Consider the following 25,280-nt stretch of genomic DNA (forward strand, 5'->3'; position numbering starts at 1 on the left):
GCCTTTTTGCAGGACATTAGCGCTTGCTGAACTGCTTGCGCCGACGGGCCTTGCGGAAGCCGACCTTCTTACGTTCGACTTCACGGGCATCGCGAGTGACAAAGCCGGCCTGCGACAGCGCGGGCTTGAGCGCCGCGTCGTAGTCGATCAGGGCGCGGGTGATGCCGTGGCGCACGGCACCAGCCTGGCCGGTTTCGCCGCCACCGTGAACGTTGACCTTGATGTCGAACGATTCGAGGTGGCCGGTGAGTTCCAGCGGCTGGCGCACGATCATGCGGCCAGTTTCGCGAGCGAAGAATTCGTCGACAGGCTTGCCGTTGACGATGATCTTGCCCGACCCTTTCTTGATGAAAACACGAGCCACCGAGGTTTTGCGACGGCCGGTTCCGTAGTTCCAGTTACCGATCATGGCGTTTCCTTAGATATCCAGCGGCTTGGGCTGCTGAGCGGTGTGCGGGTGCTCGGCACCGGCGTACACCTTGAGTTTCTTGATCATGGCGTAGCCCAGCGGACCCTTGGGCAGCATGCCCTTGACAGCCTTCTGGATGGCGCGGCCGGGAAAACGCTGCTGCATTTTCTCGAAGTTCGTTTCACGGATGCCGCCGGGGTAGGTGGTGTGGCGGAAGTACTTCTTGTCTTGCGCCTTGTTACCCGTTACGACGATATCAGCGGCGTTGATGATGACGATGTAATCGCCAGTGTCAACGTGCGGCGTGAATTCGGGTTTGTGCTTACCGCGCAGACGGCGTGCGACTTCGCTGGCCACACGACCGAGGACTTTGCCCTTGGCGTCGATCACAAACCAGTCACGCTGGACTTCATGCGGCTTGGCCACAAAGGTCTTCATGATGGTTCCTAGTAGAAAATTTTTCTTGCCCGAAAAGCCAGACAAGAGTTTTTCCCTGAATTCGGTGTGCTTTGGAGATATCCGCCGCTGGCCTAAGCGTTATTACCCGCCCGTGCTGTGAACCGGAATAAGGGAAAGCTGACTATTCTAGCACGACTGCTCAAATATTGGGCAGGGCAATGGTGACCCGAATCGCCGTTCGGGCTCCGGCAGGCGGGGCGGCGCGTTGGGCGGGGGCAGCCCGCGGCAGCAGCCAAGGGCGCCTGGATGCGCCTGAGCCCGGCGCATGTGCTCCGCCCCGCCTGCCCGGAACACGAACCGCCTGGATACAAAACCCGGGTCGGCCTGCACGCCTGGCCGGCCATGAAAACGACGACGAAAATGAAAACGGGGCGAGCATATCGCCCGCCCCGCTCACCGACTATCGGCCTGCCCGACCCGGCAGGCCGCCGCCAGTTACTTGTTGGCGGTCATTGCCACGCCAAGGTATTGGTCGTACGAGCCTTCCGCCAGGCGGAACCAAGGCACCACGCTGTCACGGAAGCCCATGTAGTTGTCGTACAGCGCCTTGAACTTCGGATCTTTGTCCGAAAACTCTTTGTACACGGTCTGGGCCGCGGCATATGAAGCGTCCATCACCGAACGGGGGAACGGCCGCAGCTCGGCGCCCGCTGCAATCAGCTTGCGGAGCGCGCCGGGGTTGACCGCGTCGTAGCGCGACGTCATGGCCACATGGGCGACTCGGCTGGCAGCTTCGACAATGGCCTGGTACGACTTCGGCAGCCCGCTCCAGGCGCCTTCGTTCAGGTACAGCGACACCTGCGGGCCGCCTTCCCACCAGCCCGGGTAGTAGTAATACTTGGCCACCTTGTTGAAGCCCAGCTTTTCATCGTCGTACGGGCCGACGAACTCTACCGCGTCGAGCGTGCCTTTTTCGAGCGACGGGTACACGTCGCCGCCGGCGAGCTGCTGGGGCACGACGCCAAGGCGCGACAGCACTTCGCCTGCGAAGCCGGCCGTACGCATCTTCAGGCCCTTCAAGTCGTCAACCGACTTGATTTCCTTGCGGTACCACCCGCCCATCTGGACGCCCGTGTTGCCCATGGGGAAATTGATGATCTTGTGCGGCGCGAACATCTCGCGCGTCAGCTTCATGCCATCGCCGTCGAACATCCAGGCATTCATCTGGCGGGCGTTCAGGCCGAAAGGCACCGCTGCGTCGAAGCAGAACGCGGGGTTCTTGCCATAGTAGTAGTAGGAAACCGTGTGGCCGCATTCGATCGTATTGTTGGACACCGCGTCCATGACCTGCAGCGCCGGAACGATTTCGCCGCCCGGAAAGTGGCGGATATTGAATTTGCCGCCCGTGGCTTCGTTGACGAACTTGCAGAAGATTTCACCGGTGCCATACAGCGTATCGAGGCTGCGGGGAAAGCTGGACGCCATGCGCCAGTTCAGCGTGGGGGCATCTTGGGCGAAGACCGGCGCGGCAACCGCGGCGCTACCCGCGACGGCGCCCAGGCCGGCTTTTTTCAGAAAGGAACGACGTTGCATATTGGTTGGCTCCTCGTGGCAACTCGGTATGGGATATCGCTGGCGATACCTGGCGGATATTACACGTTGTTAAAAGTCCGCTCTATGGTGATTACGCTGTAAATCAGGCCCCTGCAATCGCCATCTGCTCGATCAGGATGGAACCGGTCCGCTTGGTACCGCGGGCGATCGTGTCGGCCCCCACGGCGACGATCTGGCGGAACATGTCGGCCAGATTGCCCGCGATGGTGACTTCCTGCACGGCATGCTGGATTTGTCCGTTTTCGACCCAATAGCCGAACGCTCCGCGCGAATAGTCGCCGGTGACGTAATTGACGCCCTGGCCGATGAGCTCGGTGACCAGAAAGCCCGTTCCCAGCTTGCGCAGCATGGCCTCGAAATCATCGTCGGGGCTGGTGAGACGGGATGCCAGCGTCAGGTTGTGCGACCCGCCCGCGTTGCCCGTGGTGACCATGCCCAGCTTGCGCGCGGTGTAGCACGACAGAAAATAGCCTTCGAGCACGCCGCCGGAGACCACGCTGCGGGCCTGGGTGCGCACGCCTTCGTCGTCAAACGGCGAACTGCCCATGGCCCCAGGCACGTGAGGATCTTCGGTTACGTCGATGTGCTCGGGGAAGATCGGCTTGCCCAGGGCGTCGACCAGGAAGCTGGCCTTGCGGTACAGCGCGCCCCCGCTGGTGGCCTGCGTCAGGGCGCCCAGCAGGCCCAGGGCCAGCGGCGCCTCGAACAGCACTGGAAATTTCCCGGTGCGTATGCGACGGGCGGACAATCGCGAGAGCGTGCGTTCGGCTGCGTATCGGCCCACCGCTTCGGGTTCGGCCAGGCGAGCCGGGTCGCGATCGGATGTATACCAATAGTCGCGCTGCATATGGTTGCCGCGCCCGGCGATGGGCGCCACCGAAAGGCTGTGCCGGGAATAGGGGTACCCGCCCAGGAAGCCGCGCGTATTGCCCATGACAAACTGGCCTTCGTACGTACCGACCGTTGCGCCATCCGTATTGGTAATGCGGCCATCGACCGCACGGGCGGCCCGTTCGGCGCGCAACGCGAGCTCGGCCGCCTGCTCGGTGCTGACCGGCCAGGCGTAGTGCAGCGCCAGGTCGGGGATATCGGTAGCCAGCTGGTCGGCGTCGGGTAGCCCGGCGGCAGGATCGGCCGCGGTATGGCGGGCGATGTGCCAGGCTGCCTCGACGGTCTGCTTCAGCGCAGCCTCGGAAAAATCCGAAGTCGAGGCGGAACCGCGGCTGTTGCCGGCGTAGACAGTCAGATCCAGGGAGCGGTCGCGGGTTTGTTCGACGGTCTCGATGTCGTTTTTTCGCACGGATACCGACAGACCAAGGCTTTCGGACACCTCGGCGACGGCGTCGCTGGCGCCGATACGGCGCGCATGCGCAAGGACTTGTTCGACTAATTCGCTGAAGCGCGCGTGGTTGGCGGCCAGCGGAAGTGAGGAGGCGGGAGTATTGACCATTGCAGTCCAATGTACAGAGACGGTTATCATAGCCAAGTCTGTGTCCACGCTGTTCCCATGACTTCCCCTATTCCTGATCCGGCCGAGGCCGATGTTGACGACAACGGCTACGACCGCCCCAGCAAATCGCAGATCAAGCGCGAAATGCACGCCCTGCTCGACCTGGGCAAGCAGCTCATCGAGCTGCCGGCCGACCGTCTGAAGCAGTTGCCGCTGGCCGAACGGCTCTATGAAGCCATACGGCTGGCGCAACGGACCACCAGCCGCGAAGGGCTGCGCAGGCAGACCCACTTCGTGGGCAAGCTGATGCGCGACGCGCCGGCCGACGAAATTCGGGCCCAGCTCGACGCCTGGCAGAACGGCTCGCGCGAAGAAACGGCCGCCATGCACCGGCTGGAAGCCCTGCGCGACCGGCTGCTGGTCGATGACGAGGCGCTGACCGAGCTGCTCAACACCTACCCTGGCGCCGACGTACAGCAATTGCGGGCAACCATCCGCGCTGCGCGCAAAGAGGCGCAGCACAATGCCGCCCTGCAGCCGGGCCAGGACCCGCAGCGCAAGCACTATCGCGCGCTCTTCCAGGCACTGAAGGCGCTGGCCGCCTGAGCTCCTTTTTCTTCCTACCGCTTATTTTCCAGTTCCCGACATGAGCACCCATTCCGCCCTGCTCGACGGCATCGAGATCGAAACCGCCCCCAATCCCACGCACGCCGTCATCTGGTTGCACGGGCTGGGCGCCGATGGCAACGACTTTGCGCCCATCGTGCCGGAACTGGGCCTGGGCAGCCAGCCCGCGGTGCGCTTCGTGTTTCCGCACGCACCCGTCCAGCCTGTGACCATCAATGGTGGCATGGCCATGCGCTCGTGGTATGACATTCTTGTCACTGACCTGGTGCGCCAGGAAGACGCCGCCGGCATCCGGCAGTCGGAAGCGGCGGTGCGTGCGCTGATCGAGCGCGAAAACGCCCGCGGCATTCCCACCTCACGCATTGTGTTGGCCGGATTCTCTCAGGGATGCGCCATGACCCTGCACACGGGCCTGCGCTTGCCGGAAAAACTGGCCGGCATGATCGGCCTGTCGGGATATCTGCCGTTGATCGACCTGGCTGCCGCAGAGCGCCAGGCCGCCAACGCAGCCACGCCCATATTCCTGGCGCACGGCACCCACGATCCCGTGGTGGCTCTGGCGCGTGCGGAAGCGTCGCGTGAGCAGCTACAGGCCCTGGGCCACGACGTTCGCTGGCACACCTACCCAATGCCGCATTCGGTGTGCGCACCGGAAATTTCCGACATCGCCGCATTCTTGCGGGAAGTGCTGACGGCCTGAGGGCGCGCACGGCGTGGTCCGCCGCGCCCGCCCGTCCGCCATGCCGGGGGCATCGGCGCAACCCGCGCCTTTCAGCGGTCTGGGACCTGCCCCCGGCCGGCTTTGCCGCAGAGACGTCCCGACCGGACCCCGCCCAGCCCGTGCCATGAGCCGGCGGCCGCTAACCCTGGCCCGCCAGCGGCAGCCACACCCGCCGCATGGTGGGGTCTTCGGCATCCGGGTCATTAGTGAAGCCCAGCCGCGTCATGAGCGTGAGCATGGGGCGATTGCTCGCCAGCACCAGTCCGTCGATGTATTCGAGCCCCTGCTCGCGCGCGGCGTCGATGAGGGCTTCCATCAGTTGGCCGCCGAGCCGGCGCCGCTGCCAATCGTCGCCGATCACCAATGCGTACTCGGCGCCCCGGCCGTCTGCGTTGCGCAGGTAGTGAGCGAAGCCAATGATGACCTCGCGCGGGTGGCCCCGGTTCAGGGGATTGGGCACCTGGGTTGTCGCCACCAGCGCCAGTTCGCGGTGGTAGTCGATCTGCGTATAGCGCGCCACCATGCGCGGCGTCAGTTCGCGCATCATCGACACGAAGCGCATGTAGCGCGACTGTTCGGACAAGCCCCGGATGAATTCCTGAAGCGTCTGTCCGTCTTCGGGGCGTATGGGGCGGATGACCCATTCGGTGCCATCGTCGAATTGACGGGTTCGCACCAGCCGCGACGGATACGGATGGATGGCCATGTGCGGATAGCCGCTGGCCCGGGGCGTCGCACACCCCGGCTGGGCACACAGCGTGATGCGCAGCCCGCCCGCGCGAAGTTGAGTTTCACCAGCGTAGAGCGGGTCGATGTCGAGCGATTCGATGTCGGGCAGTTCGGACACCAGCTCTGACACCTGCACCAATGCCTGCTGCACGGCCTCGGTGGCGGCGCCCGTGATCTGCGGGGCCAGCACGCGGCGCCAGGCGCGGCTGCGTTCGATCAACTGGCGCGCCAGGAAGCCATTGAGCGGGGGAAGATCCATACCTCGATCGGTGCCGCTGGCCAGCACGGCATCGGGCCCGCCCGCACCGAACTGTATGACGGGCCCGAAGCGCGGATCGCGGCGCACGCGGATGGCCATGGGCCGCGATTCGGGCTCGCCAGGCAGCACACCGGGCGGCACATCGCGCAGGGGGACCTCGAATACCTGGAGCAGGTCGCGGCATTCGGTCGCAGAGAGGTCCAGCCGGCCCTGGCCCCGCGCCTTTTCGAGTATGCCGCGTGCCGCGGCGATGTCGGGCAGCCGGTTGGGCGGCTCGGGGGGCAGCGCCTGCAGCAGCAGTTGCTGGTTGTAGTAATGCGTGGCGAGCACGCCAAAGGCATCGGCGGCGGATTCGGGCGTGCGGAACGCGGGGGTACCGGCGTCGTCGAGCATCCGGCGCAGGGGCCGCATGCCGGCGTCGCCCATGAAGCAGGTGACTACCGGCTTGGATGCCTTGGGGGCAATCTGGGCGAGCTGGCGCGCCACGCCCGTCATGTCGGCCAGTGCGTCGGGCGCCAGCAGCACCAACACGCCGTCGACGCCGCTGTCGTTGATCAGGCAGTCGAGCGTCGACTGGATGCGCGCAGCCGTGAGCGGCAGGTAGGTGATGACAGGATTGTGCGTGGAGGCGTCGGGCTCGAGCTGTTCTGACAGCGCGCGCCGCGTGGCGGGGGTGAGTTCGGCCTTCAGGACCGCGGCGTCCGGGCCGATGAGATCCAGCGCAAGCTGGGGCGGGCCGCTGCCGTTGGACAACAGCGCCACGCGTCTGCCTCTAGGGCGGCGCGCATAGCCCAGCACTTTGACGGCCGAGAACAACTGAACAAAATACCGCACGCGCACGGCCCCCGCGCGGCGCAGCGCGGCATCGAGCGTGGCGTCGCTGCCGGGCTCACCATCGCGGCCCGCCTTGAGCACGATGACCGGTTTGACGCTGGCCGCCGCGCGCAACGCGCTCATGAATTCTCGCGCCGTGCCGGGCTCTTCGAGATAGAGCACGATGCTGTCGGTACGAGGGTCGCTCGCCAGGTAGTCGAGCACCTGCGCCAGGTCGACCGCCGCCTCATCGCCGAGCGACACCGCCGTGGAAAAGCCGATGTGCACATCCTCGGCCCAGTCCATGACGGCGGCCGTGATGGACCGTGATTGCGCCACCAGCGCCACGCGGCCGGCGCGCGCCAGCGCAGGATGCTGGCTGAGGTTCAAGCCGGCGTGCGGCCGTTGCGCGCCAAAGGCCCGCGGCCCCAGCAGCGCACACTGGTTTTCATGCGCCCATGCGCGGCACAAGGCCAAAGTGCCCCCGGGATAGGGATCGGGCAATTCGTGCGGCAGAACGATGGCGGCGTGAGGCCGCAACGGCGCAAGGCGGCGGAGCGTCTCGGGCAGGACGGCAGGCGACACGCATACGATGGCAAGGTCGGGCCGCTGGCCATGGGACAGCCCCTGGCATGCCGCGGGGAAATCAGGGGCCACGCCCGTCGCCGCGTCGATGCGCGTGGTGCGAGACCGCAACGCGGCGGGCAGGGCCTCGGCCACCGGCAGGGGCCTATCGGCCACGATGAGCAGCGATCGGGGCTCGAATAACGGAGCAAGAGCGTGTCGCAGCATGGGGAGGTCGGGCGCTACTCTAAAATAGACCCATCGTAACAAGACCCGCACCCGGCCGCCATGACGGTTCGCGGTGCTTTCCCGCTATCCTGCGCGGCTTGCCGCGGCCTTTACTGCCTTTATGACTGCCACTCCCGCCACCATCCGTACCCGCTTCGCGCCTTCGCCCACCGGCTTCCTGCATTTGGGCGGCGCACGCACCGCTGTTTGCGTGGGCCTACGCCCGCCATCATCAGGGCGTGTTCGTGCTGCGCATCGAAGACACCGATGTCGAGCGCTCCACGCCCGAAGCGGTACAGGCCATCCTGGACAGCATGGACTGGCTGGGCATGCAGCCCGACGAAGGGCCGTTCTACCAGATGCAGCGCATGGACCGTTATCGCGAGGTCATCGCCCAGATGCTGCGCGATGGCACCGCCTACCATTGCTACAGCTCGCCCGAGGAAGTCGAGGCGATGCGCGAGGCCGCCCGCGCCCGCGGACTGAAGCCGCGCTACGACGGCACCTGGCGGCCCGAGCCCGGCAAGACCCTGCCGCCCGTGCCGGAAGGCCGCCAACCGGTGGTGCGCTTCAAGAATCCGCAGGAAGGCGCCACGGGCTGGAACGACATGGTCAAGGGTCCCATCAGCTTCGACAATTCCGAGCTCGATGACCTGATCATCGCCCGCCCCGACGGCACGCCCACCTACAACTTCTGTGTCGTTGTCGACGACTGGGACATGGGCATCACGCATGTGTTGCGCGGCGATGACCATGTCAACAACACGCCGCGCCAGATCAACATCCTGCGCGCGCTGGGCGCGACCCTGCCTGAATACGGCCACGTGCCGATGATTCTGGGCCCGGATGGCGAAAAACTGTCCAAGCGGCACGGGGCGGTCAACGTCATGGAATACGACGCGCAAGGCTATCTTCCCGAGGCCATGGTGAATTACCTGGCGCGGCTGGGCTGGAGCCACGGCGACGACGAACTGTTCACGCGCGATCAGCTGGTGCAATGGTTCGACACGCGCCACTTGTCGAAGTCGGCCTCGCAGTGGGACCCCAAAAAGCTGAATTGGGTGAACGCCCACTACATCAAGCAGATGGACAACGCCGAACTGGCGTCACGCGTGTCACCGCGCATCGAGCGGCGCGGCGGCAATCCGGACGCCGTGGACCTGCCCACTGCCATGGGTCTGCTGAAAGATCGCGCTGAAACGCTGGAACAACTGGCCGATGCGGCACTGCTGTTCTGCAAACCGTACCAGCCCGCTCCGGCGGAATTGGCCGAGCAGCACCTGACGCCGGCGGCTCGCGAGGCGCTGGCTGATTTTGCGCAGCGCGCCCAAGGATCCGACTGGTCGCGCGAAGCCGTTTCCGCCTTGATCAAGGCGGTGCTGGCCGATCGCGGACTCAAGATGCCGCAGTTGGCGATCCCCTTGCGCGTGGCGGTCGTGGGCCAGACCCAGACGCCCGCGGTGGACGCCGTCTTGGCACTGATAGGCAAAGACGCGGTCCTGCAACGGCTGGGCGCGATATAACGGATGCGCCGTCAGGCGCGGACGCTGGACCGGCGGCGGCATCCGGCGCCGAGCCAGGCAGGCCCTCGCTGCAGTGCCCTGCCGGCCCGTCGCGCGCCGGCCGCCCCCGCAGGCTAGGCCACGGACGCCCGCAGCCGGCGGCGCAAGGCCCATGCGAAGCCGAAGCCCACCACCGGCAGCAAGAGAGCCGCTGTACCGAACAATACCGCTGCGCCGGCCGCATCCACCACGACGCCGGCCAGCGCCACGCCCACCGCCTGCCCCAGGAAGAGCGACGAGGCGAACCAGGCCACCGCCGTACCGCGCGCGCTGGGCACCATCTGGGTGGCATGGGTCTGCAAGGTGGCGTGCAACAGGTAGTAGCCCAGGCCGGCAGCCATGCTGGCAGCCATCGCCCACATCCAGCCCGGCCCCAGCAGATAGCCCAGGAACGCGCTGCTGAGCATCAGGCCGCCGGCAATGGCCAACCCTCGTTCGCCGAGCCGGCGCAACACCGGCGCGGCCACCACCGTATAGAGCAGGCCGCCCAACGCGTATACCGACGCCACGGCGCCAGCCGCCGTCAGCGTAAGCCCGAATCGCGTGTGCAGATAGGCCGGCACGAAGGCCAGCGCGCCGAATACAAGCAATGCCTCGACAAATACAATGGCCAGCACCACGCGCGCCCAGGGCACGCTGAGCACCGTGCGCGCCTGCGCGCTGAAGCCCTGCCGAGGCGCCGCACTGGCCGGCGCGGGCAAGTGCGTCGCCTGGCGTCGCACTTCGCGCCATAGCAGCAGGCCTACCGCCAGATAGCCGGCCACCATGGTGGCGAACGCCCAGCGCCAGCCAATCGTATCGGTGAACCAGCCGCCCACCAGTTGCCCGGCCGCCATGCCAAGAATCGTTCCGGTAAGAAAACGCGCCAGCGTGGCCTGCCTTTGCTCGTAGGGCACGTTGTCGCCGATCCAGGCCATGGCCAGGGGTACGATGCCCGCCCCTGCCGCGCCCGACAGGGCGCGGCACAGCACCAGCATGTCCAGCGAAGTGGCCATCACCGCACCCGCGCTGCCGATGGCGCAAGCGAAGGTGGCAACCGCAACCATGCGGTACTTGCCATAGCGGTCGCCCACCGGGCCGAAGAACATCTGCAGCAGCCCGTAGGCTACCGCGAACGCCGTGACCGTTGCGGCAGCCTGGCCGGTAGAAGTGCCGAATTCCGTGGCCAGCCGGGGCAGCATGGGATCGCAGATGCGAAACGCGCAGGCGCTGACGAATGCGGCCAGCGCGAGCAATACGATGGCACGGTTGTGTGAACTGGCGGGCGGCATCGGCGGGCCGTCAGTCGGGCAGGCGATAGCCGGCGGGCATGCGCCGCGCGGTGATTACCTGCCCCCCATTCCGCAACTCCCGCAGCGAGAGCCGGTTGCCGTCGATTTTTTCAAGCCGATAGCGGTTCTGATAGATGGGATCGGTGGCATCCACGGGCTCGCCGTTGGATCGTACGGTATGCAGCGTGAGAATGCCGTCGGCCAGCTGCCAGCAGCCCGATTCGCGCAGGCCGGGGCGTATGCGCTTGCCGATCTTGAGCTGGGTGGTGTAGTTCATCGATCCATCGGCGGCCAGCGCGATCAGCGCGCTGAATTCGCCGGCCACGCCGCGCGGACGAGTATTCGACAGCCACACGCCCGCCAGACGGCTGCCCGATTCGGCAGGCTGGCACACCATCGCAGGCGGCGCTGCCGGCGCCGGTAGCCCGGCTGCCGGGGCCTCGGGCGTCTTGCGCGCCGCACAACCCGCCAGAACCAACGCCACGCTTACGGCGGCGCAGCGGCGAAACCACAACTGAATATTCATGAACATCCTCGAAACCACTCGCGCCAGTCGCGCGACAAGCACTCAGGTTGGCATGTGCGCGTGCAGGTGCGACTCTAATGATGGCGCAGCGACGATGCAATCACACAACCCGGCAGTTGGTGTGTAAGTGCAACACTGCGCGGCCCGGCCGCGACAGGCAAGCCTGCATGTGTGCCGCAATCGAGCGAGAAAAGACGGATTGGCCGCCACGCCGCCGGTTCACGCGGCGTCCAGGGGCAGCCGCACATCGTGCTTGAGCTCGCGCAGCGCCACAATGGTGCGCGTTTGCCGGATCCCCGGCAGGTTGAACAAGAACCGGTGCAGGAAGCGGTCGTAGGCCTCCGGGCTTTCCACCAGAATTTTCAGCAAGAAGTCGGAGTCGCCCGTCACGGCGTAGCACTCGAGTATTTCGGGCGCATCGCGCACGGAACGTTCGAAATTCTCGACCGTGCTGGCCGAATGCCGTTCCAGGCTGATTTGCGCGAACATGCAGCCCTGCAAACCGACCTTGGTGCGGTCGACCTGGGCGCTGTAGCCCGTGATGACGCCCGCTGCCTCGAGCGCCTTGACCCGCCGCCACACCGGCGCCGCGGACAGGCCCACCTGTTCGGACAGCTGTTGGGCCGAGGCGCGGCCGTCGATCTGCAGCGCGCGCAGAATGCCGATATCGGTCTTGTCCATCGCTATTTCCTGCCAAACGAAATGTTCATTTCAAATTATAGGGATTACACGACCCAATAACGCAAAGATTCCCCTGGCGGGCGCAACTATCATGACTGGAGACAATAGGAGCGCCAGTATGGACGGCACCCCCGCGCCCGAGCCGGGCCTGGATCTGGACTATCGGTTGCAGGACAACCTGACCCGCACGCAAGGCCGAATCTTTCTGACCGGCACGCAGGCGCTGGTGCGCATGATGCTGACCCAGGCGCGCCTGGATCGCCAGCGCGGCCTGAATACGGCGGGGTTCGTGTCTGGATATCGCGGCTCGCCGCTCGGCGGCGTGGACATGGCCATGTGGAAGGCCAGTGCCGAGCTGGATGCGCACCGGATCACCTTCATACCCGGCATCAACGAGGACCTGGCCGCCACCGCGGTGATGGGCACACAGCAGGCGGGCGTGCGCGCCGACCGCAAAGTCGACGGCGTGTTTGCGCTGTGGTACGGCAAGGGCCCGGGCGTGGACCGCGCGGGCGACGCGCTGCATCATGGCCACGCCGCCGGCGCGTCGCGCCATGGCGGCGTGCTGGTCGTGGTGGGAGACGATCATACGGCGGTGTCCTCGTCGATTCCCCATGCGAGCGAAGCGTCGCTGATCGGATGGCAGATGCCCATCGTGCACCCGGCCTCCGTCGCCGAATACGAGGCGTTTGCGCTATGGGGATGGGCGCTGTCCCGCTATAGCGGCGCGTGGGTGGCGTTCAAGGCCATTTCGGAAACTGTGGAGACGGGTCAGGCCTGCATGCCCGCTCCGGCGGCGCATTTTGAAATGCCGCATGACCCCGACTTGCCCGCCGAGGCGCTGGAATACACGGCACGGGATTTCCTGACCCCCGCGATCGAACTGCGCATGCAGGCCCGGCTGCGCGCGGTGCGCGCATTCGCTCGCCGCCATTCGATCGACCGCCTGGTGTGCCCGGCGCCGCACGCCACGGTAGGCCTGGTGACGGTAGGCAAAGCCCATCTCGATACGCTGGAGGCCCTGACCCGGCTGGGAATCGACCCGCACGCTGCCCATACGCCGGTACGCGTCTATAAGCCCGGCCTGACCTGGCCGCTGGATGCCGCGCGCGTACTGGACTTCGCGCGCGGACTTGACCATGTGATGGTCATAGAAGAAAAAGGCGGCGTCGTTGAAAGCCAGATCAAGGACCTGCTGTACAACCTGCCGCGGCGCCCCACGGTGGTGGGCAAGACCGGGCTGGACGGAGAAACACTGATTGCATCGACCGGGCAGCTGCGGCCGTCGCTGCTGGCGGCGCCGCTGGCTTCCTGGCTGGCGCGCAGCGCGGGCCTGCGGGTGGCGGCGGACCCTGACACGCTGACTTGCCCGGCGCCGCTATCCAACGATGCCGATGGCATGCGCCGTCGCCCCTACTTCTGTTCGGGCTGTCCGCACAACAGCTCCACCAAGGTGCCCGAGGGCAGCCAGGCGCTGGCCGGGGTAGGCTGCCACTATATGGCGGCATGGATGGATCGCGAGACCGGAGGGCTGACCCAGATGGGCGGTGAAGGCGCCGATTGGGTCGGCCTGTCCCGCTATATAGAGATGCCGCACGTGTTCCAGAACATGGGCGAAGGCACGTATTACCACTCGGGATACCTGGCCATCCGGCAGGCCGTGGCGGCACGGGCCAATATCACCTACAAAATACTGTTCAACGATGCCGTGGCCATGACGGGGGGGCAGCCCGTCGATGGCCCGATCTCGGTGCCGCAGATCTGCCAGCAGTTGCGGGGGGAAAACGTGGCCCGCATCGTCATCACTACCGACGAACCCCAAAAATACGACGAGGTGCGGCTGCCGGACGGCGTCACCGTGCACCATCGCCGAGAACTCGACGCGCTGCAGCGGCAACTGCGAGAAACGCGCGGCGTGACCGTGCTCATCCATGACCAGACCTGCGCCGCCGAAAAGCGGCGCCGCCGCAAGAAGCAGCAGTTTCCTGATCCGCCGCGCCGCCTGTTCATCAACAGCGCTGTCTGCGAAGGCTGTGGAGATTGCGGAGTGCAATCGAACTGCCTGTCGATCGTGCCCCTGGAAACGCCGTACGGGCGCAAGCGCGCCATCGACCAGTCCAGCTGCAATAAAGATTATGCGTGCGCGGAGGGGTTCTGCCCCAGCTTCGTATCGGTAGAGGGCGGCGCGCTGCGCAAACGCGCATCGGGCGCGGGCCCGGCCTCGGCATGGCGAGAACATTTGCACACCGTGCCCATGCCCCCTGTGCGCACCTTCGACCAGCCGTATCGCATGCTGGTGGCCGGCATGGGCGGCACCGGCGTCATTACGGTCGGCGCCATCGTATCGATGGCGGCTCACCTGCAAGGCCTGTCGGCGGCGGTACTGGACCTGACAGGGCTGGCCCAGAAAGGCGGCACAGTGGTCAGCCATATCCGGCTGGCACCCGCCCACGCCGCCGACGGACCCGTGCGGCTCGACTGGCAGCAGGCCGACGCGGCCATTCTGTGCGACCCCGTGGCCGCGGTGGCCCCGGACGCGCTCGGCGCCTTGCGCCGCGGCCATACGCAGGTAACGGTCAACGCCTACGTCGCACCGGTTTCCGAATTCACGCGCAACCCGGATGCGGCCATGCGTCCCGAATCGCTGCTGGCGAAGATCCGCCATGCGGCCGGCGACTCCTGCACCGCCGCGCTGGACGCGCACCGTGCGGCGCAGGCGTTGTTCGGCGACAGCATCCTGTCCAACATGTTCATGCTGGGCCACGCCTGGCAGCGCGGCGCCGTTCCTCTGTCGCACACTGCGCTCACGCGGGCAATCGAGCTGAACGGGGTTGCTGTGCAGGCCAATCGCGACGCTTTCGAAGCGGGACGCCTGGCGGCGCACCGCCCGCAAGTGCTCGACACCGCGATGAAGCCCGCCGCGCAAGTGGTGCAGCTGCAGGTGCCGGAATCTTTCGAGCATGCCGTGGCGCGCCGGGTGCGCGACCTGACGGCCTACCAGAACGCCGCCTATGCAGACCGCTATCGTCAGCTGGTGGAGCGCGTGGCGCAGCGCGAACGCGAACTGGCCCCGGACGCCCGCAATCCGCGGCTGGCCATGGCCGTTGCCCGCAGCCTGTTCAAGCTCATGGCGTATAAAGACGAGTACGAGGTGGCCCGACTGTTCACTGATGCGACGTTCCACCAGCAACTGCAAGCCCAGTTCGAAGGTGATTATTCGTTGCGCTTTCACATGGCGCCGCCTTTTCTTGCCCGGCGGGATGCCCGCACCGGCGTCCCGCGCAAAGTCACGCTGGGTCCGGCGCTGCTGCCCGCCATGCGAGTACTGGCCGGCCTGAAGGGCCTGCGCGGAACCTGGCTGGATCCCTTCGGGCGCACTGCCGAACGCCGCCTCGAGCGAGCGCTTATCGAAGAATATCGCGGCACCGTGCATACGCTGCTCGCGCACCTGCACGCCGGCAATATCGGCCAGGCGGCTGCCATCGCCGCGCTGCCCGAGAAGGTGCGGGGTTTTGGGCACGTCAAGCTCGCCAGCGTAGCGCGCTACCAGGACGAACTGCGCCGGGCGCTGCGCGACTACACTACGCCGGCCTCTCAGACGATTTCAGCGCGCAAAACCGCATAAAACCGCCCCTGATAGCGACCACTACGCCGCATGCCACATCGGCCAGCTCGTTACATTCAAAAACAATTAATAGGGGAACTCACGGCGAGTTATCCTTGTTCACAATCCCCTTGATCACTAGAATTTGTATGCTGCGAGGGGTGTTACACTATATGTAGTGGTCGTAAGATCAGTCGGATTCAGTTCCGCCTGGCACAGCCGGGCGATCGCGCCGGCAAATAACAGACCCCCTCCCCCGATACATCAGCGCCGGCATGGGCCCCGCCCATGCCGCTTATTTACGCTAGTTCCACAGGAGCTTCCATGCAGACTTCGATCGCCTCTGTGACCCGGCCTACCGCCGTGCCGCCCTCTCAATCAGACGCCCCCGCCGACGCCAACGGCGGTCAATGGGCCAGCTACAACGTCATCCGGCGCAATGGCTCGGTGGTGGGTTTCGAGCCCAGCAAGATCGCCATTGCCATGACGAAGGCATTCCTCGCCGTCAATGGTGGCCAGGGCGCGGCCTCTGCCCGCGTGCGCGAGCTGGTCGGCAACCTGACCACGCAAGCAGTCAACGCCCTGGTGCGCAACCGCCCGGCGGGCGGCACCTTCCATATTGAAGACATCCAGGATCAGGTTGAACTGGCGCTGATGCGCTCGGGCGAGCACGACGTGGCGCGTGCCTACGTGCTGTACCGGGAAAAACGCTCGCAGGAGCGCGCTGCCGCAGCCGAGGTGCAGGACAAAGCCGCGCCGGCCGCCGCCCAGGAAAGCCACCTGAACGTGATCGACAACGGCGAGCGCCGCCCGCTCGACCTGGCCGCGCTGCGCGCCACCATTGAAGCGGCTGGCGAAGGCCTGACCGAATTCATCGACACAGAAGCCATCCTGAAGGAAACGGTGAAGAACCTGTACGACGGCATTCCTGTCGATGAGGTCTTCAAGTCGGCCATTCTGTCGGCGCGCGCGCTGGTCGAGAAAGACCCGGCATACAGCCAGGTGACGGCACGCCTCTTGCTGCACACGATCCGCAAAGAAGTGCTGGGCGAAGAAGTGTCGCAAGCGGGCATGGTTGCCCGCTACGCTGAGTACTTCCCCACCTTCATCCAGCGCGGCATCGAAGGCGGCTTGCTCGACCCCAAGCTGGCCGAGTACGACCTGGCCCGCGTGGCGGCTGCACTGGACGCGCGGCGCGACCTGCAATTCGGCTACCTGGGCCTGCAGACCCTGTACGACCGCTATTTCCTGCACATCCGCGGCACCCGCATCGAGCTGCCGCAAGTATTCTTCATGCGTGTCGCCATGGGTCTCGCCCTGCGCGAGGCCGACCGCGAAGCACGCGCCATCGAGTTCTACGAGATCCTGTCGTCGTTCGACTTCATGAGCTCGACGCCCACTCTGTTCAATTCGGGCACCCTGCATTCGCAATTGTCGTCGTGCTACCTGACCACGGTGTCCGATGACCTGGAAGGCATCTACGACGCCATCAAGGAAAACGCACTGCTGGCCAAGTACGCCGGCGGCCTGGGCAACGACTGGACGCCCGTGCGCGCTGCGCAGCCACATCAAGGGCACCAACGGCGAAAGCCAAGGCGTTGTGCCTTTCCTGAAGGTCGTCAACGACACCGCCGTGGCGGTGAACCAGGGCGGCAAGCGCAAGGGCGCGGTGTGCACGTACCTGGAAACGTGGCACCTCGACATCGAGGAATTCCTGGAGCTGCGCAAGAACACCGGCGACGAGCGCCGCCGCACGCACGACATGAACACGGCCAACTGGATTCCCGACCTGTTCATGAAGCGTGTCATGGAGAACGGCGAATGGACCTTGTTCTCGCCGTCCGACTGCCCCGACCTGCACGACAAGTATGGAAAGGCGTTCGAAGAAGCCTACGTGGGCTACGAAGCCAAGGTAGCCAGCGGCGAACTGAAGCTGTTCAAGAAAATGCCGGCCATCGCGTTGTGGCGCAAGATGCTGTCGATGCTGTTCGAAACCGGCCACCCCTGGATCACCTTCAAGGACCCGTGCAACATCCGCTCGCCGCAGCAGCACGTGGGCGTCGTGCACAGCTCGAACCTGTGCACCGAGATCACACTGAACACCAACGACTCTGAAATCGCGGTTTGCAATCTGGGGTCGGTGAACCTCGTCGCGCACATGAAGCCCGCCGCCGCCGGCGGTTTCGAACTCGACCACGACAAGCTCAAGCGCACGGTGGGCATCGCGATGCGCATGCTCGACAACGTCATCGACATCAATTACTACGCGGTCAAGAAAGCCAAAGACTCCAACGAACGCCATCGGCCGGTGGGCATGGGCATCATGGGTTTCCAGGACTGCCTGCAGATGATGCGCGTGCCTTATGCATCGCAATCCGCCGTCGAATTCGCCGATCGTTCGATGGAAGCCGTGTGCTATCACGCGTATTGGGCGTCGAGCGAACTCGCGCGCGAACGCGGCCGCTATCCTTCGTATGAAGGTTCGCTGTGGTCGCGTGGCATCTTGCCGCAGGACACGCTGGCAATGCTGCGTGAAGAACGCGGCGGCCACGTTGATGTCGACGAGTCGAGCACACTCGATTGGAATGCGTTGCGTGCGCGCATCAAAGAACATGGCATGCGCAACTCGAACTGCATCGCAATTGCCCCAACGGCGACGATTTCCAATATCATTGGCGTATCTGCGTGCATCGAACCTACTTTCCAGAACTTGTACGTCAAATCGAATCTCTCCGGCGAGTTCACGGTCGTAAACGAATACCTCGTTCGTGACCTGAAGAAACTCGGTCTCTGGGACGAAGTCATGGTCGCCGACCTCAAGTACTTCGACGGCAGCCTGTCCCGTATCGATCGCGTACCTTCCGAACTGCGCGAACTCTACGCCACCGCGTTCGAAGTCGAACCGCGTTGGCTGGTAGAGTGCGCATCGCGTCGCCAGAAGTGGATCGACCAGGCCCAGTCGCTCAACATCTACATGGCTGGCGCATCGGGCAAGAAACTCGACGACACCTACAAGCTTGCGTGGCAGCGTGGCCTGAAAACCACCTACTACCTGCGCACCTTGGGCGCCACCAGCGCCGAAAAATCCACGGGCCGCGGCGGCGAACTAAACGCCGTCAGCGCCGGCCAGACTGCCACGGCAGTCGCGGCGGCAGCCCCTGCTTTGCCGGAACCCGAAGTTCTCGGGGCGGTTTGCACCATGCGGCCGGGCGATCCCGGCTTCGAAGAGTGCGAAGCCTGCCAGTAATCACCACCGCCTCCGGAGAATTCATTCATGCTTAATTGGGAAGAAGACAAGCTCGCAGTACAACCGGCGCAATCGCCCGCCCCCGTGGCGGGCGGGCAGCCGGCTGCTGCCGCGCAACCCACACGTGCCGCCACCGGCGTATTCGGTGATGCGGCGCTGCCCACCCCGGCCGCGCCGCAGCAGGCCGGCGGCGACGCCGCCGCTCACCGCGTGAAGGTTGCCGACAAGCGCATCATCAACGGCAAGACCGACGTGAACCAGTTGGTGCCGTTCAAGTACAAGTGGGCCTGGGAAAAATACCTGGCCACCTGCGCCAACCACTGGATGCCGCAGGAAATCAACATGTCGCGCGACATCGCTCTCTGGAAGAACCCCAACGGGCTCACCGAAGACGAGCGACGCATCGTCAAGCGCAACCTGGGTTTCTTCGTCACCGCCGACTCGCTGGCGGCGAACAATATCGTGCTGGGCACCTACCGCCACATCACGGCGCCCGAATGCCGCCAGTTCCTGCTGCGCCAGGCCTTCGAAGAAGCCATCCACACGCACGCTTATCAGTACATCGTCGAAAGCCTCGACCTGGACGAAGCCGAGATCTTCAACGCTTATAACGAAGTCCCGTCCATACGCGCCAAAGACGAATTCCTGATTCCGTTCATCGACGCCATCGCCGACCCCAACTTCCAGACAGGCACACCCGAAGCCGACCAGACGCTGCTGAAGTCGCTGATCGTCTTCGCTTGCCTGATGGAAGGCTTGTTCTTCTATGTGGGGTTCACGCAGATACTGGCGCTGGGCCGCCAGAACAAGATGACCGGCGCCGCCGAGCAATACATGTACATCCTGCGCGATGAATCCATGCATTGCAATTTCGGTATCGACTTGATCAACACTATCAAGCTGGAAAACCCCCATCTGTGGACGCCCGAATTCCGCGAGGAAATCCGTGGCCTGTTCCAGAAGGCGGTAGAACTCGAATACGCTTACGCCGAAGACACGATGCCGCGCGGTGTACTGGGCCTGAACGCTCCCATGTTCAAGTCGTACCTGCGCTTCATCGCCAATCGCCGTTGCCAGCAAATTGGGATAGAACCGCTGTATCCGCAGGAAGAAAACCCCTTCCCCTGGATGGCGGAAATGATCGATCTTAAAAAGGAACGCAACTTTTTCGAAACACGCGTGATCGAATACCAAACCGGCGGTACGTTGAGCTGGGAATGATGCGCATCGGTCGTCGTGCCGGTTGGCTTGCACGACGACAAGATGCCGACTCCGTCGGCCTCGGTATTCGAATACGCAGTACCAAGCGGTAGGCGCCCCATGTGGGGCGCCTACCGGCGCCATTTGAGATGGCTCGCGCAACAGGCGCGGGGGCCATATCAAATGGCTGTGCCGAATTCATTAGCGCACACCGCAGTAGCTGCCGCTCGTACGGGGCAGCGGCATGCGCCGATGAATGGCCCGGGCGCGATCCATCGTTCGACGGATCGTGGCACGGGTTTAAGTTCTGGGACCCCTGAACCTAAGGAGCATGACCATGGCAACAGCCAAGAAAGCCGCCAAGAAAGCGGTGAAGAAGCCCGCCGCGAAGAAAACCGCGGCCAAGAAAGCGCCGGCCAAGAAGGCCGTGAAGAAAGTCGCTGCCAAGAAAGTCGCAGTGAAAAAGGTTGCAGCCAAGAAACCTGCCGTGAAGAAGACGGCAGCCAAGAAGCCGGCAGTGAAGAAGACCGCCGCCAAGAAGGCCGTCAAGAAAACCGCTGCCAAGAAAGCAGTGAAGAAGACGGTTGCCAAGAAGGCTGTCAAGAAAGTTGCCGCCAAGAAGGCTCCGGCCAAGAAAGCGGTAGCCAAAAAGGCGCCTGCCAAGAAAGCCGTTGCCAAAAAAGCCGTAGCCAAGAAGGCCCCGGCCAAGAAAGCGGCAGCCAAGAAGGCCCCGGCCAAGAAGGCGGTAGCCAAGAAGGCCGTTGCCAAGAAGGCGCCTGCGAAGAAGGCCGCTGCCAAGAAGCCCGCTGCCAAAAAGCCTGCTGCGAAGAAGGCTGCCCCCAAGAAGCCCGCTACGCCGCCCTCCACGGCTGCTGCCCCGGGTGCGAAGACCGCGCTGAACCCTGCCGCGTCGTGGCCGTTCCCGACCGGTGGCCGTCCGTAATAAAGACGGTTCCGTACGCTAGCGGTACCTTAGCCGCCTGGCCCAGGCCAGGCGGCTTTTGTTTGGGTATGGCTGCGCAGACGTGCGCGCCACGCATCGCGCGTGGCGCCATGCGACAATAGTTGTCGAAATTTTTTTGCAGACTGCTTCTTATGTTCGGCGACATCCTCCGCTTCCTGCTCGAGATCACCTTCACGCTGTTTGGCGCCGCGCTGATCGCGCGCGCCTGGATCCACGCGGTGCGTCTGCATCCTTTCAATCCACTGGCCCGCGGCATCTATCAAGTCACCAACTGGCTGGTGCTGCCCATACGCAAGTTGATTCCCGCCGGCCATGCCATCGACTGGACCAGCCTGGTCGCCGCGTGGCTGACCGCACTGGCCTTCCTGGCACTGATGTGGCTGGTTGCCGTGGGCACGCTGATACCCGCCGCGCTCCTGCCCGCTGCGCTCGGTTCTTCCCTGCTCATGGTGGTGAAATGGGCGTTGAACCTCATCGTATGGCTGACGCTGCTGCAGGCCGTGCTTTCGTGGGTGAACCCGATGTCGCCATTGATGGCCCTGCTGCAGACGCTCACGGCGCCGATGCTCGAGCCGATACGCCGCATTCTGCCGCGAGGCTCCGCCATCGATTTCTCGCCGCTGGTTCTGCTGATCCTGGCGCAAGTCGCGCTGATGATGCTGGCGCGTCTTACCTACGGACTGCTCGGCGTCTGAGCCGCGGCGCCCTGGCCGCCGCCATCGTCACGGCCAGGCCCTTGCATACGTGGCTCATGCCGGCCATCAGGGCAAGTCATGAAAGCCCTGGAATTTCATTGCACAAAGCCAAGCGGGCGGCGGAATGTTCACCGCTCGTGCCGAGACATTTTCGGAAGCCCGGCCGCCACATTCTGAAGCAACACGACTGGCGCGACAGCGGCCGCCAAGGGCGGCCGCATTCATGTCGAACAGGCAGGTAGGGCGCGGTGCCCGGCCTGGCTCGGCCAGGCGCCTGCCCTCGTGCCGCAGCGATCAGTACGGGGCGACGCGAGTGGGGCCGGCGCCGCTGATGACTTGCACCCGCTGACCTACGCTGATGGGAACATCGGCCTCTTGCGCGACCACACGGGTCTCGCCGTTGTCGAGGCGCACCGTGATTTCGAGGCCGGACGCCCGGCCTGCACGGTTCTCGACTGCATTGCCGGCCAGCGCGCCGAGCAGCGCGCCACCGACGGTAGCCAGGGCCCGGCCCGTGCCACCGCCCACCGCATTGCCCGCCACGCCACCCAGTGCGCCGCCCGCGATCATGCCGACGCCGCTGGACTTGTCATCCTGGATGGTGATGGGACGCACGCCGGTGACCGTGCCAATGCGCACGATCTGCTCGCGCTGGGCCTGATCGTACGAATACACACCGCTGGAGGCGCTGCGGTTGGCGCAGCCGCCCAGCAAGGCCACCGAGGTGACCACTGCGGCCACGGCCAGCCAGCGGCCGGCGCGCGGCGCGGTAGAGGGAGAGGACAGAATATGGCTCATGGGGACTCCTTGGGTCGGTAAGCCTATTTTATGCAACTGATAGTACTCTGGCTTGCCCGGAATAACCGGGTGCGAAACAGCATGCAACTTTTAGGCAGCTGCGGCCGTGTGAAGTAACCGCTGCTTAAGGCTTTTGCCATGGTCGCGACACATGTTGGACCATCCTGCGCCTGCGGGGTTCCTAGGCCGCCAGGCCGATACCGTAGGCATCTCGCAGCCGGGCATCGATATCGGCCCGGGAAGGCGCATGATTCTGCGGACCGCGGGATGCAATCTTGATCGCGCCCATCAGATTCGCGAGCTTGCAGCTGTCTGCCCAGGCCCAGCCGTGGGTGAGCCCATACAGCAGGCCCGCACGATGCGCGTCGCCGCAGCCCGTGGGGTCGACGATCTCTGCGGGACGAACGGGGGCCACCTGCACCTCGGCGCCGTCGGTATACAGGGTGGCGCCGGCAGCGCCACGGGTCACCACCACGGCCTGCAATTGCAAGGCGATCTGCGATATGCTGCGCCCCGTGCGCTGCTCGACGACACCCGCTTCGTAATCGTTGACGGTCAGGGCCTGGGCGAGGCTCAGCATGCGGTCCAGGTCGGCGCCGTCGAACAAGGGCATGGCCTGCCCCAGGTCGAAGATGAAAGGAATACCCGCCGCGTGCAGTCGCTCGGCGTGCGCGAACATGCCGGCCTTGGCGTCAGGCGCCACGATGGCCCACGAGGCTTGCGCGCCGCTGAGATCGTTCTGTGCCGACAATTCCATGGCGCCGGGGTGAAACGCGGCGATCTGATTGTCGTCGAGGTCTGTGGTGATGAAGCACTGCGCCGTAAAGGTTCCGGGCATGACGCGCAGGCGCGAAATGTCGATGCCCAGATCCGAGAATCGCTCGAGGTAGTCAGCGGCGTCTTCGCCCACCGTCGCCACCGGCACGGGGCTGCCCCCCAGCAACCTCAGGTTGTAGGCAATATTGCCGGCGCACCCGCCGAACTCTTTGCGCATGGAAGGCACCAGGAACGAAACACTGAGCGACTGAATGCGGTCGGGCAGGATATGTTCTTTGAACCGGCCGTCGAATACTGCGATGGTGTCGAACGCCATCGACCCGCAAACCAGAACAGGAGCCGTCATGCTTGTCATCCTTCAGGGAAAGAACTTGTCGATTTGATAGCCGTTCACCTGCGCATCGGTAACATCGATGGGCACTTCGACGGTGATTTCGGCGCCGGGTTCGAACGGGGTCGCGGCCTGCGCGGCAGGCAGATAGTCTTGCGGCCGGAGCACCTTGCGCACCACCACGGTGTCGGAAAGATCGGTGAGGTCGAGCCGCAACGCCGGCCAATGCTGAGGCTTGTCATACCGGTTGCGCAGCGATACCCGCAGCACCAGGCGGTGCGCTCCATCCGCGGCGCTGGCGCCTGCCTGTCCGCGCGGCGGCTGCAACGAAGACGAGGTGACGAAAATGCGTTCGATGCGGCGCGCGTACCCGATCTCGCAGCCCAGCGGCTCGCAGATACTGGTGAGCAGCGGGCGCAACTGAGGCGCGGCGACGGCAATGGCGGTGCGATACACATACACGAGCTGCAGAGCCAGCAGCAGCGCGCCCAGCAAGCAACCGTAGCCCCACAGGCTGCGCCGCAGGCTGCGGCGCGCCTGATGTTCGGGATCCAGAAACTCGGGCGGGGTGCGGCCCACATCGGTGGCGCCATAGAACCGCGTGCGGGCCTCGCCGCGTACTGCTGGCTCTACCTCGGGCCCTTCATCGTCGTCCGGATGCGTGTCCTCATCGGGGTAGGCGCGTGCCCGACCGGCCAGCCCTTGATCAGCAGGCGCACGGTAAGCCGGTTCGGAAGCGGTCGGCCCATGATGCGGCCGGGCCGGGGAAGGCCCGTGAGACGCCCGTCCGGACGCAGGCGGCTCTCGATGGGGCGGCTGGGTAAGAGACGGATCGGGGTAAGCAGGATCGGCAGGCGTAACCGCGCCGTAAAAGGGCTCTTCAGGGGGCGCCGCCCGATAGCTCGGCGTGCGCGGGGCTGCAAAGGCCGCACCGCCCGCCGACGCCTGCCCGGCCAGCGGCGATCGCCCGTGATCGGTTGCCGCGTCTTCGTCATCGTAGTCGGGCTGCCCGTCGTCGGATGCAGGCCGGGCCCCAAGGTCATGGCTGCCCAGATAAGGATCCTGGCGCCGCATTTCGCTGCGGCCACGCAGCACGGCGGGCGGCGCGGCTGGCACGGGTCCCAGCCGCGGCTCGGGCCGGGCAGCCGCCGCGCCCGCGGCCGTGCCGGACGGGTAAGGCATGGAGGAACCAGCTTGTCGTACGCCACCCGCTGTGGTGGCCTGGCGCGGGCTCAGGTGCGGAGGCGGACCGGCATCGCGCGGCGCTGCGGGAAATCCGGACGGGCTCGCGGCCTGGGCGGGCTTGTCGGCGTCTCGCCCGGTTGTGGGGTCGGACGCCGGCCATGCCGACGCACCGGCGTGCCCGTCGCGAGGCGCGGCCGCCGGCGTTGCCGATTCGGTGGCGGGGTCCACTTCCCACGGGGGCACCGCCGGGCCTCCCGAGGCATGGGATGAGAAAGGCGCAGGCGGTGTGGGCCGGGCCGGGGAATCGCGGTGAGCTGGCGGCACGGCCGAGGCGGCGCGCCCAGTTTCGGGCACCGCCCAGGAAGGGGTCGCCGGGTTGACATGCCGGGGCGGCGCCGTCGGTGACACGGTCGTTGTGTCGGGGCGATGGGCGGCGGCGACGGGGCCGCTGGCCGTCGGCTGCACCGGCGGCATATGCGCCACCAGGCTGGCGCGACCGTCGAAAACCGTATTGCAGGCGCCGCAGCGCACCAGCCCGTTACGCACCCGCAACTGGTCGGGCACCACCTTGAAGGAGGTGCCGCAATGCGGGCAGCGGGTTGTCATGACCATGGCGTGACTCTACC

17 protein-coding genes and 2 pseudogenes are annotated in these 25,280 nt (G+C 65.3%); 8 read left to right on the top strand and 11 right to left on the bottom strand.

The genetic code is table 11. From position 1 onward, the window contains the following. Positions 1-16: 16 nt before the first annotated feature. From rpsI to pmbA, 4 genes are all read right to left on the bottom strand, one after another. Positions 17-409, bottom strand: a complete 393-nt coding sequence (rpsI, locus tag ACV17W_RS10310; RefSeq protein WP_462596322.1) for a 30S ribosomal protein S9 — start codon at positions 407-409, stop codon at positions 17-19. A 9-nt stretch (positions 410-418) separates the two neighbouring features. Then, positions 419-847 carry a 50S ribosomal protein L13 gene (gene rplM, locus ACV17W_RS10315; protein ID WP_209157852.1) on the bottom strand — a complete coding sequence of 143 codons (429 nt, stop codon included), beginning with the start codon at positions 845-847 and terminating at the stop codon, positions 419-421. Positions 848-1,303: 456 nt separating this feature from the next. Next, complete coding sequence (locus ACV17W_RS10320; protein WP_462596323.1) at positions 1,304-2,401, bottom strand: TRAP transporter substrate-binding protein; 1,098 nt, start codon at positions 2,399-2,401, stop codon at positions 1,304-1,306. 103 nt (positions 2,402-2,504) lie between these two features. Continuing rightward, positions 2,505-3,872, bottom strand: a complete 1,368-nt coding sequence (pmbA, locus tag ACV17W_RS10325; RefSeq protein WP_462596324.1) for a metalloprotease PmbA — start codon at positions 3,870-3,872, stop codon at positions 2,505-2,507. A 57-nt stretch (positions 3,873-3,929) separates the two neighbouring features. Between pmbA and yjgA the strand changes: the two genes are divergently transcribed. Together yjgA and ACV17W_RS10335 are read left to right on the top strand one after the other, a co-directional pair. Further along, positions 3,930-4,478 (top strand): ribosome biogenesis factor YjgA, encoded by a 549-nt coding sequence (gene yjgA, locus ACV17W_RS10330; protein ID WP_462596325.1) that lies wholly within the window; start codon positions 3,930-3,932, stop codon positions 4,476-4,478. A gap of 40 nt (positions 4,479-4,518) precedes the next feature. Next, positions 4,519-5,199 carry an alpha/beta hydrolase gene (locus ACV17W_RS10335; protein WP_462596326.1) on the top strand — a complete coding sequence of 227 codons (681 nt, stop codon included), beginning with the start codon at positions 4,519-4,521 and terminating at the stop codon, positions 5,197-5,199. A 160-nt stretch (positions 5,200-5,359) separates the two neighbouring features. Here the strand turns inward: ACV17W_RS10335 and ACV17W_RS10340 are convergent, their stop codons facing one another. Beyond that, positions 5,360-7,813, bottom strand: coding sequence for a bifunctional acetate--CoA ligase family protein/GNAT family N-acetyltransferase (locus ACV17W_RS10340; RefSeq protein ID WP_462596327.1), 2,454 nt, complete (start codon positions 7,811-7,813; stop codon positions 5,360-5,362). 121 nt (positions 7,814-7,934) lie between these two features. On the opposite strand from ACV17W_RS10340, the pseudogene gltX reads away from it, so the two are divergent. Further along, positions 7,935-9,336, top strand: a pseudogene (gene gltX, locus ACV17W_RS10345) (glutamate--tRNA ligase). A gap of 113 nt (positions 9,337-9,449) precedes the next feature. Here the strand turns inward: gltX and ACV17W_RS10350 are convergent. The 3 genes from ACV17W_RS10350 to ACV17W_RS10360 form a co-directional block, all read right to left on the bottom strand. Continuing rightward, entirely contained in the window at positions 9,450-10,646 is a 1,197-nt protein-coding gene (locus tag ACV17W_RS10350) for an MFS transporter (RefSeq protein WP_462596328.1), read from the bottom strand. A gap of 10 nt (positions 10,647-10,656) precedes the next feature. Next, positions 10,657-11,172 carry a hypothetical protein gene (locus ACV17W_RS10355; RefSeq protein ID WP_462596329.1) on the bottom strand — a complete coding sequence of 172 codons (516 nt, stop codon included), beginning with the start codon at positions 11,170-11,172 and terminating at the stop codon, positions 10,657-10,659. Positions 11,173-11,391: 219 nt separating this feature from the next. Continuing rightward, entirely contained in the window at positions 11,392-11,853 is a 462-nt protein-coding gene (locus ACV17W_RS10360) for an Lrp/AsnC family transcriptional regulator (protein WP_462596330.1), read from the bottom strand. A 118-nt stretch (positions 11,854-11,971) separates the two neighbouring features. On the opposite strand from ACV17W_RS10360, the gene ACV17W_RS10365 reads away from it, so the two are divergent. The 5 genes and pseudogenes from ACV17W_RS10365 to ACV17W_RS10385 all read left to right on the top strand — a co-directional run bounded on the left by ACV17W_RS10365 (position 11,972) and on the right by ACV17W_RS10385 (position 21,563). Beyond that, positions 11,972-15,478 (top strand): indolepyruvate ferredoxin oxidoreductase family protein, encoded by a 3,507-nt coding sequence (locus ACV17W_RS10365; protein WP_462596331.1) that lies wholly within the window; start codon positions 11,972-11,974, stop codon positions 15,476-15,478. A 303-nt stretch (positions 15,479-15,781) separates the two neighbouring features. Beyond that, positions 15,782-18,704 (top strand): annotated as a pseudogene (locus tag ACV17W_RS10370) (ribonucleoside-diphosphate reductase subunit alpha). Positions 18,705-18,731: 27 nt separating this feature from the next. Next, a complete protein-coding gene (locus ACV17W_RS10375) occupies positions 18,732-19,925 on the top strand; it encodes a ribonucleotide-diphosphate reductase subunit beta (protein WP_462596332.1) in 1,194 nt (397 codons plus the stop codon). 316 nt (positions 19,926-20,241) lie between these two features. Continuing rightward, a complete protein-coding gene (locus tag ACV17W_RS10380) occupies positions 20,242-20,847 on the top strand; it encodes a histone H1-like DNA-binding protein (RefSeq protein ID WP_462596333.1) in 606 nt (201 codons plus the stop codon). A 152-nt stretch (positions 20,848-20,999) separates the two neighbouring features. After that, positions 21,000-21,563, top strand: a complete 564-nt coding sequence (locus tag ACV17W_RS10385) for a YggT family protein (protein ID WP_462596334.1) — start codon at positions 21,000-21,002, stop codon at positions 21,561-21,563. Positions 21,564-21,857: 294 nt separating this feature from the next. Here ACV17W_RS10385 and ACV17W_RS10390 read toward each other — a convergent pair whose 3' ends face one another. The 3 genes from ACV17W_RS10390 to ACV17W_RS10400 form a co-directional block, all read right to left on the bottom strand. Beyond that, positions 21,858-22,361 carry an outer membrane lipoprotein gene (locus tag ACV17W_RS10390; protein ID WP_462596335.1) on the bottom strand — a complete coding sequence of 168 codons (504 nt, stop codon included), beginning with the start codon at positions 22,359-22,361 and terminating at the stop codon, positions 21,858-21,860. A 181-nt stretch (positions 22,362-22,542) separates the two neighbouring features. Beyond that, entirely contained in the window at positions 22,543-23,484 is a 942-nt protein-coding gene (locus ACV17W_RS10395; protein ID WP_462596336.1) for a carbohydrate kinase family protein, read from the bottom strand. Between the two features lie 12 nt (positions 23,485-23,496). Next, positions 23,497-25,266: a DUF3426 domain-containing protein gene (locus ACV17W_RS10400; protein ID WP_462596337.1), complete on the bottom strand. Its 1,770-nt coding sequence runs from the start codon at positions 25,264-25,266 to the stop codon at positions 23,497-23,499. Positions 25,267-25,280: the final 14 nt, after the last annotated feature.

It is taken from the genome of Bordetella sp. MIP270_01_BMS, assembly GCF_054958705.1.

Bases quoted from the DNA above. Each gene is read 5' to 3' on its own strand.
- rpsI (WP_462596322.1), bottom strand. From the start codon at position 409: ATGATCGGTAACTGGAACTACGGAACCGGCCGTCGCAAAACCTCGGTG.
- rplM (WP_209157852.1), bottom strand. From the start codon at position 847: ATGAAGACCTTTGTGGCCAAGCCGCATGAAGTCCAGCGTGACTGGTTT.
- ACV17W_RS10320 (WP_462596323.1), bottom strand. From the start codon at position 2,401: ATGCAACGTCGTTCCTTTCTGAAAAAAGCCGGCCTGGGCGCCGTCGCG.
- pmbA (WP_462596324.1), bottom strand. From the start codon at position 3,872: ATGGTCAATACTCCCGCCTCCTCACTTCCGCTGGCCGCCAACCACGCG.
- yjgA (WP_462596325.1), top strand. From the start codon at position 3,930: ATGACTTCCCCTATTCCTGATCCGGCCGAGGCCGATGTTGACGACAAC.
- ACV17W_RS10335 (WP_462596326.1), top strand. From the start codon at position 4,519: ATGAGCACCCATTCCGCCCTGCTCGACGGCATCGAGATCGAAACCGCC.
- ACV17W_RS10340 (WP_462596327.1), bottom strand. From the start codon at position 7,813: ATGCTGCGACACGCTCTTGCTCCGTTATTCGAGCCCCGATCGCTGCTC.
- ACV17W_RS10350 (WP_462596328.1), bottom strand. From the start codon at position 10,646: ATGCCGCCCGCCAGTTCACACAACCGTGCCATCGTATTGCTCGCGCTG.
- ACV17W_RS10355 (WP_462596329.1), bottom strand. From the start codon at position 11,172: ATGAATATTCAGTTGTGGTTTCGCCGCTGCGCCGCCGTAAGCGTGGCG.
- ACV17W_RS10360 (WP_462596330.1), bottom strand. From the start codon at position 11,853: ATGGACAAGACCGATATCGGCATTCTGCGCGCGCTGCAGATCGACGGC.
- ACV17W_RS10365 (WP_462596331.1), top strand. From the start codon at position 11,972: ATGGACGGCACCCCCGCGCCCGAGCCGGGCCTGGATCTGGACTATCGG.
- ACV17W_RS10375 (WP_462596332.1), top strand. From the start codon at position 18,732: ATGCTTAATTGGGAAGAAGACAAGCTCGCAGTACAACCGGCGCAATCG.
- ACV17W_RS10380 (WP_462596333.1), top strand. From the start codon at position 20,242: ATGGCAACAGCCAAGAAAGCCGCCAAGAAAGCGGTGAAGAAGCCCGCC.
- ACV17W_RS10385 (WP_462596334.1), top strand. From the start codon at position 21,000: ATGTTCGGCGACATCCTCCGCTTCCTGCTCGAGATCACCTTCACGCTG.
- ACV17W_RS10390 (WP_462596335.1), bottom strand. From the start codon at position 22,361: ATGAGCCATATTCTGTCCTCTCCCTCTACCGCGCCGCGCGCCGGCCGC.
- ACV17W_RS10395 (WP_462596336.1), bottom strand. From the start codon at position 23,484: ATGACGGCTCCTGTTCTGGTTTGCGGGTCGATGGCGTTCGACACCATC.
- ACV17W_RS10400 (WP_462596337.1), bottom strand. From the start codon at position 25,266: ATGGTCATGACAACCCGCTGCCCGCATTGCGGCACCTCCTTCAAGGTG.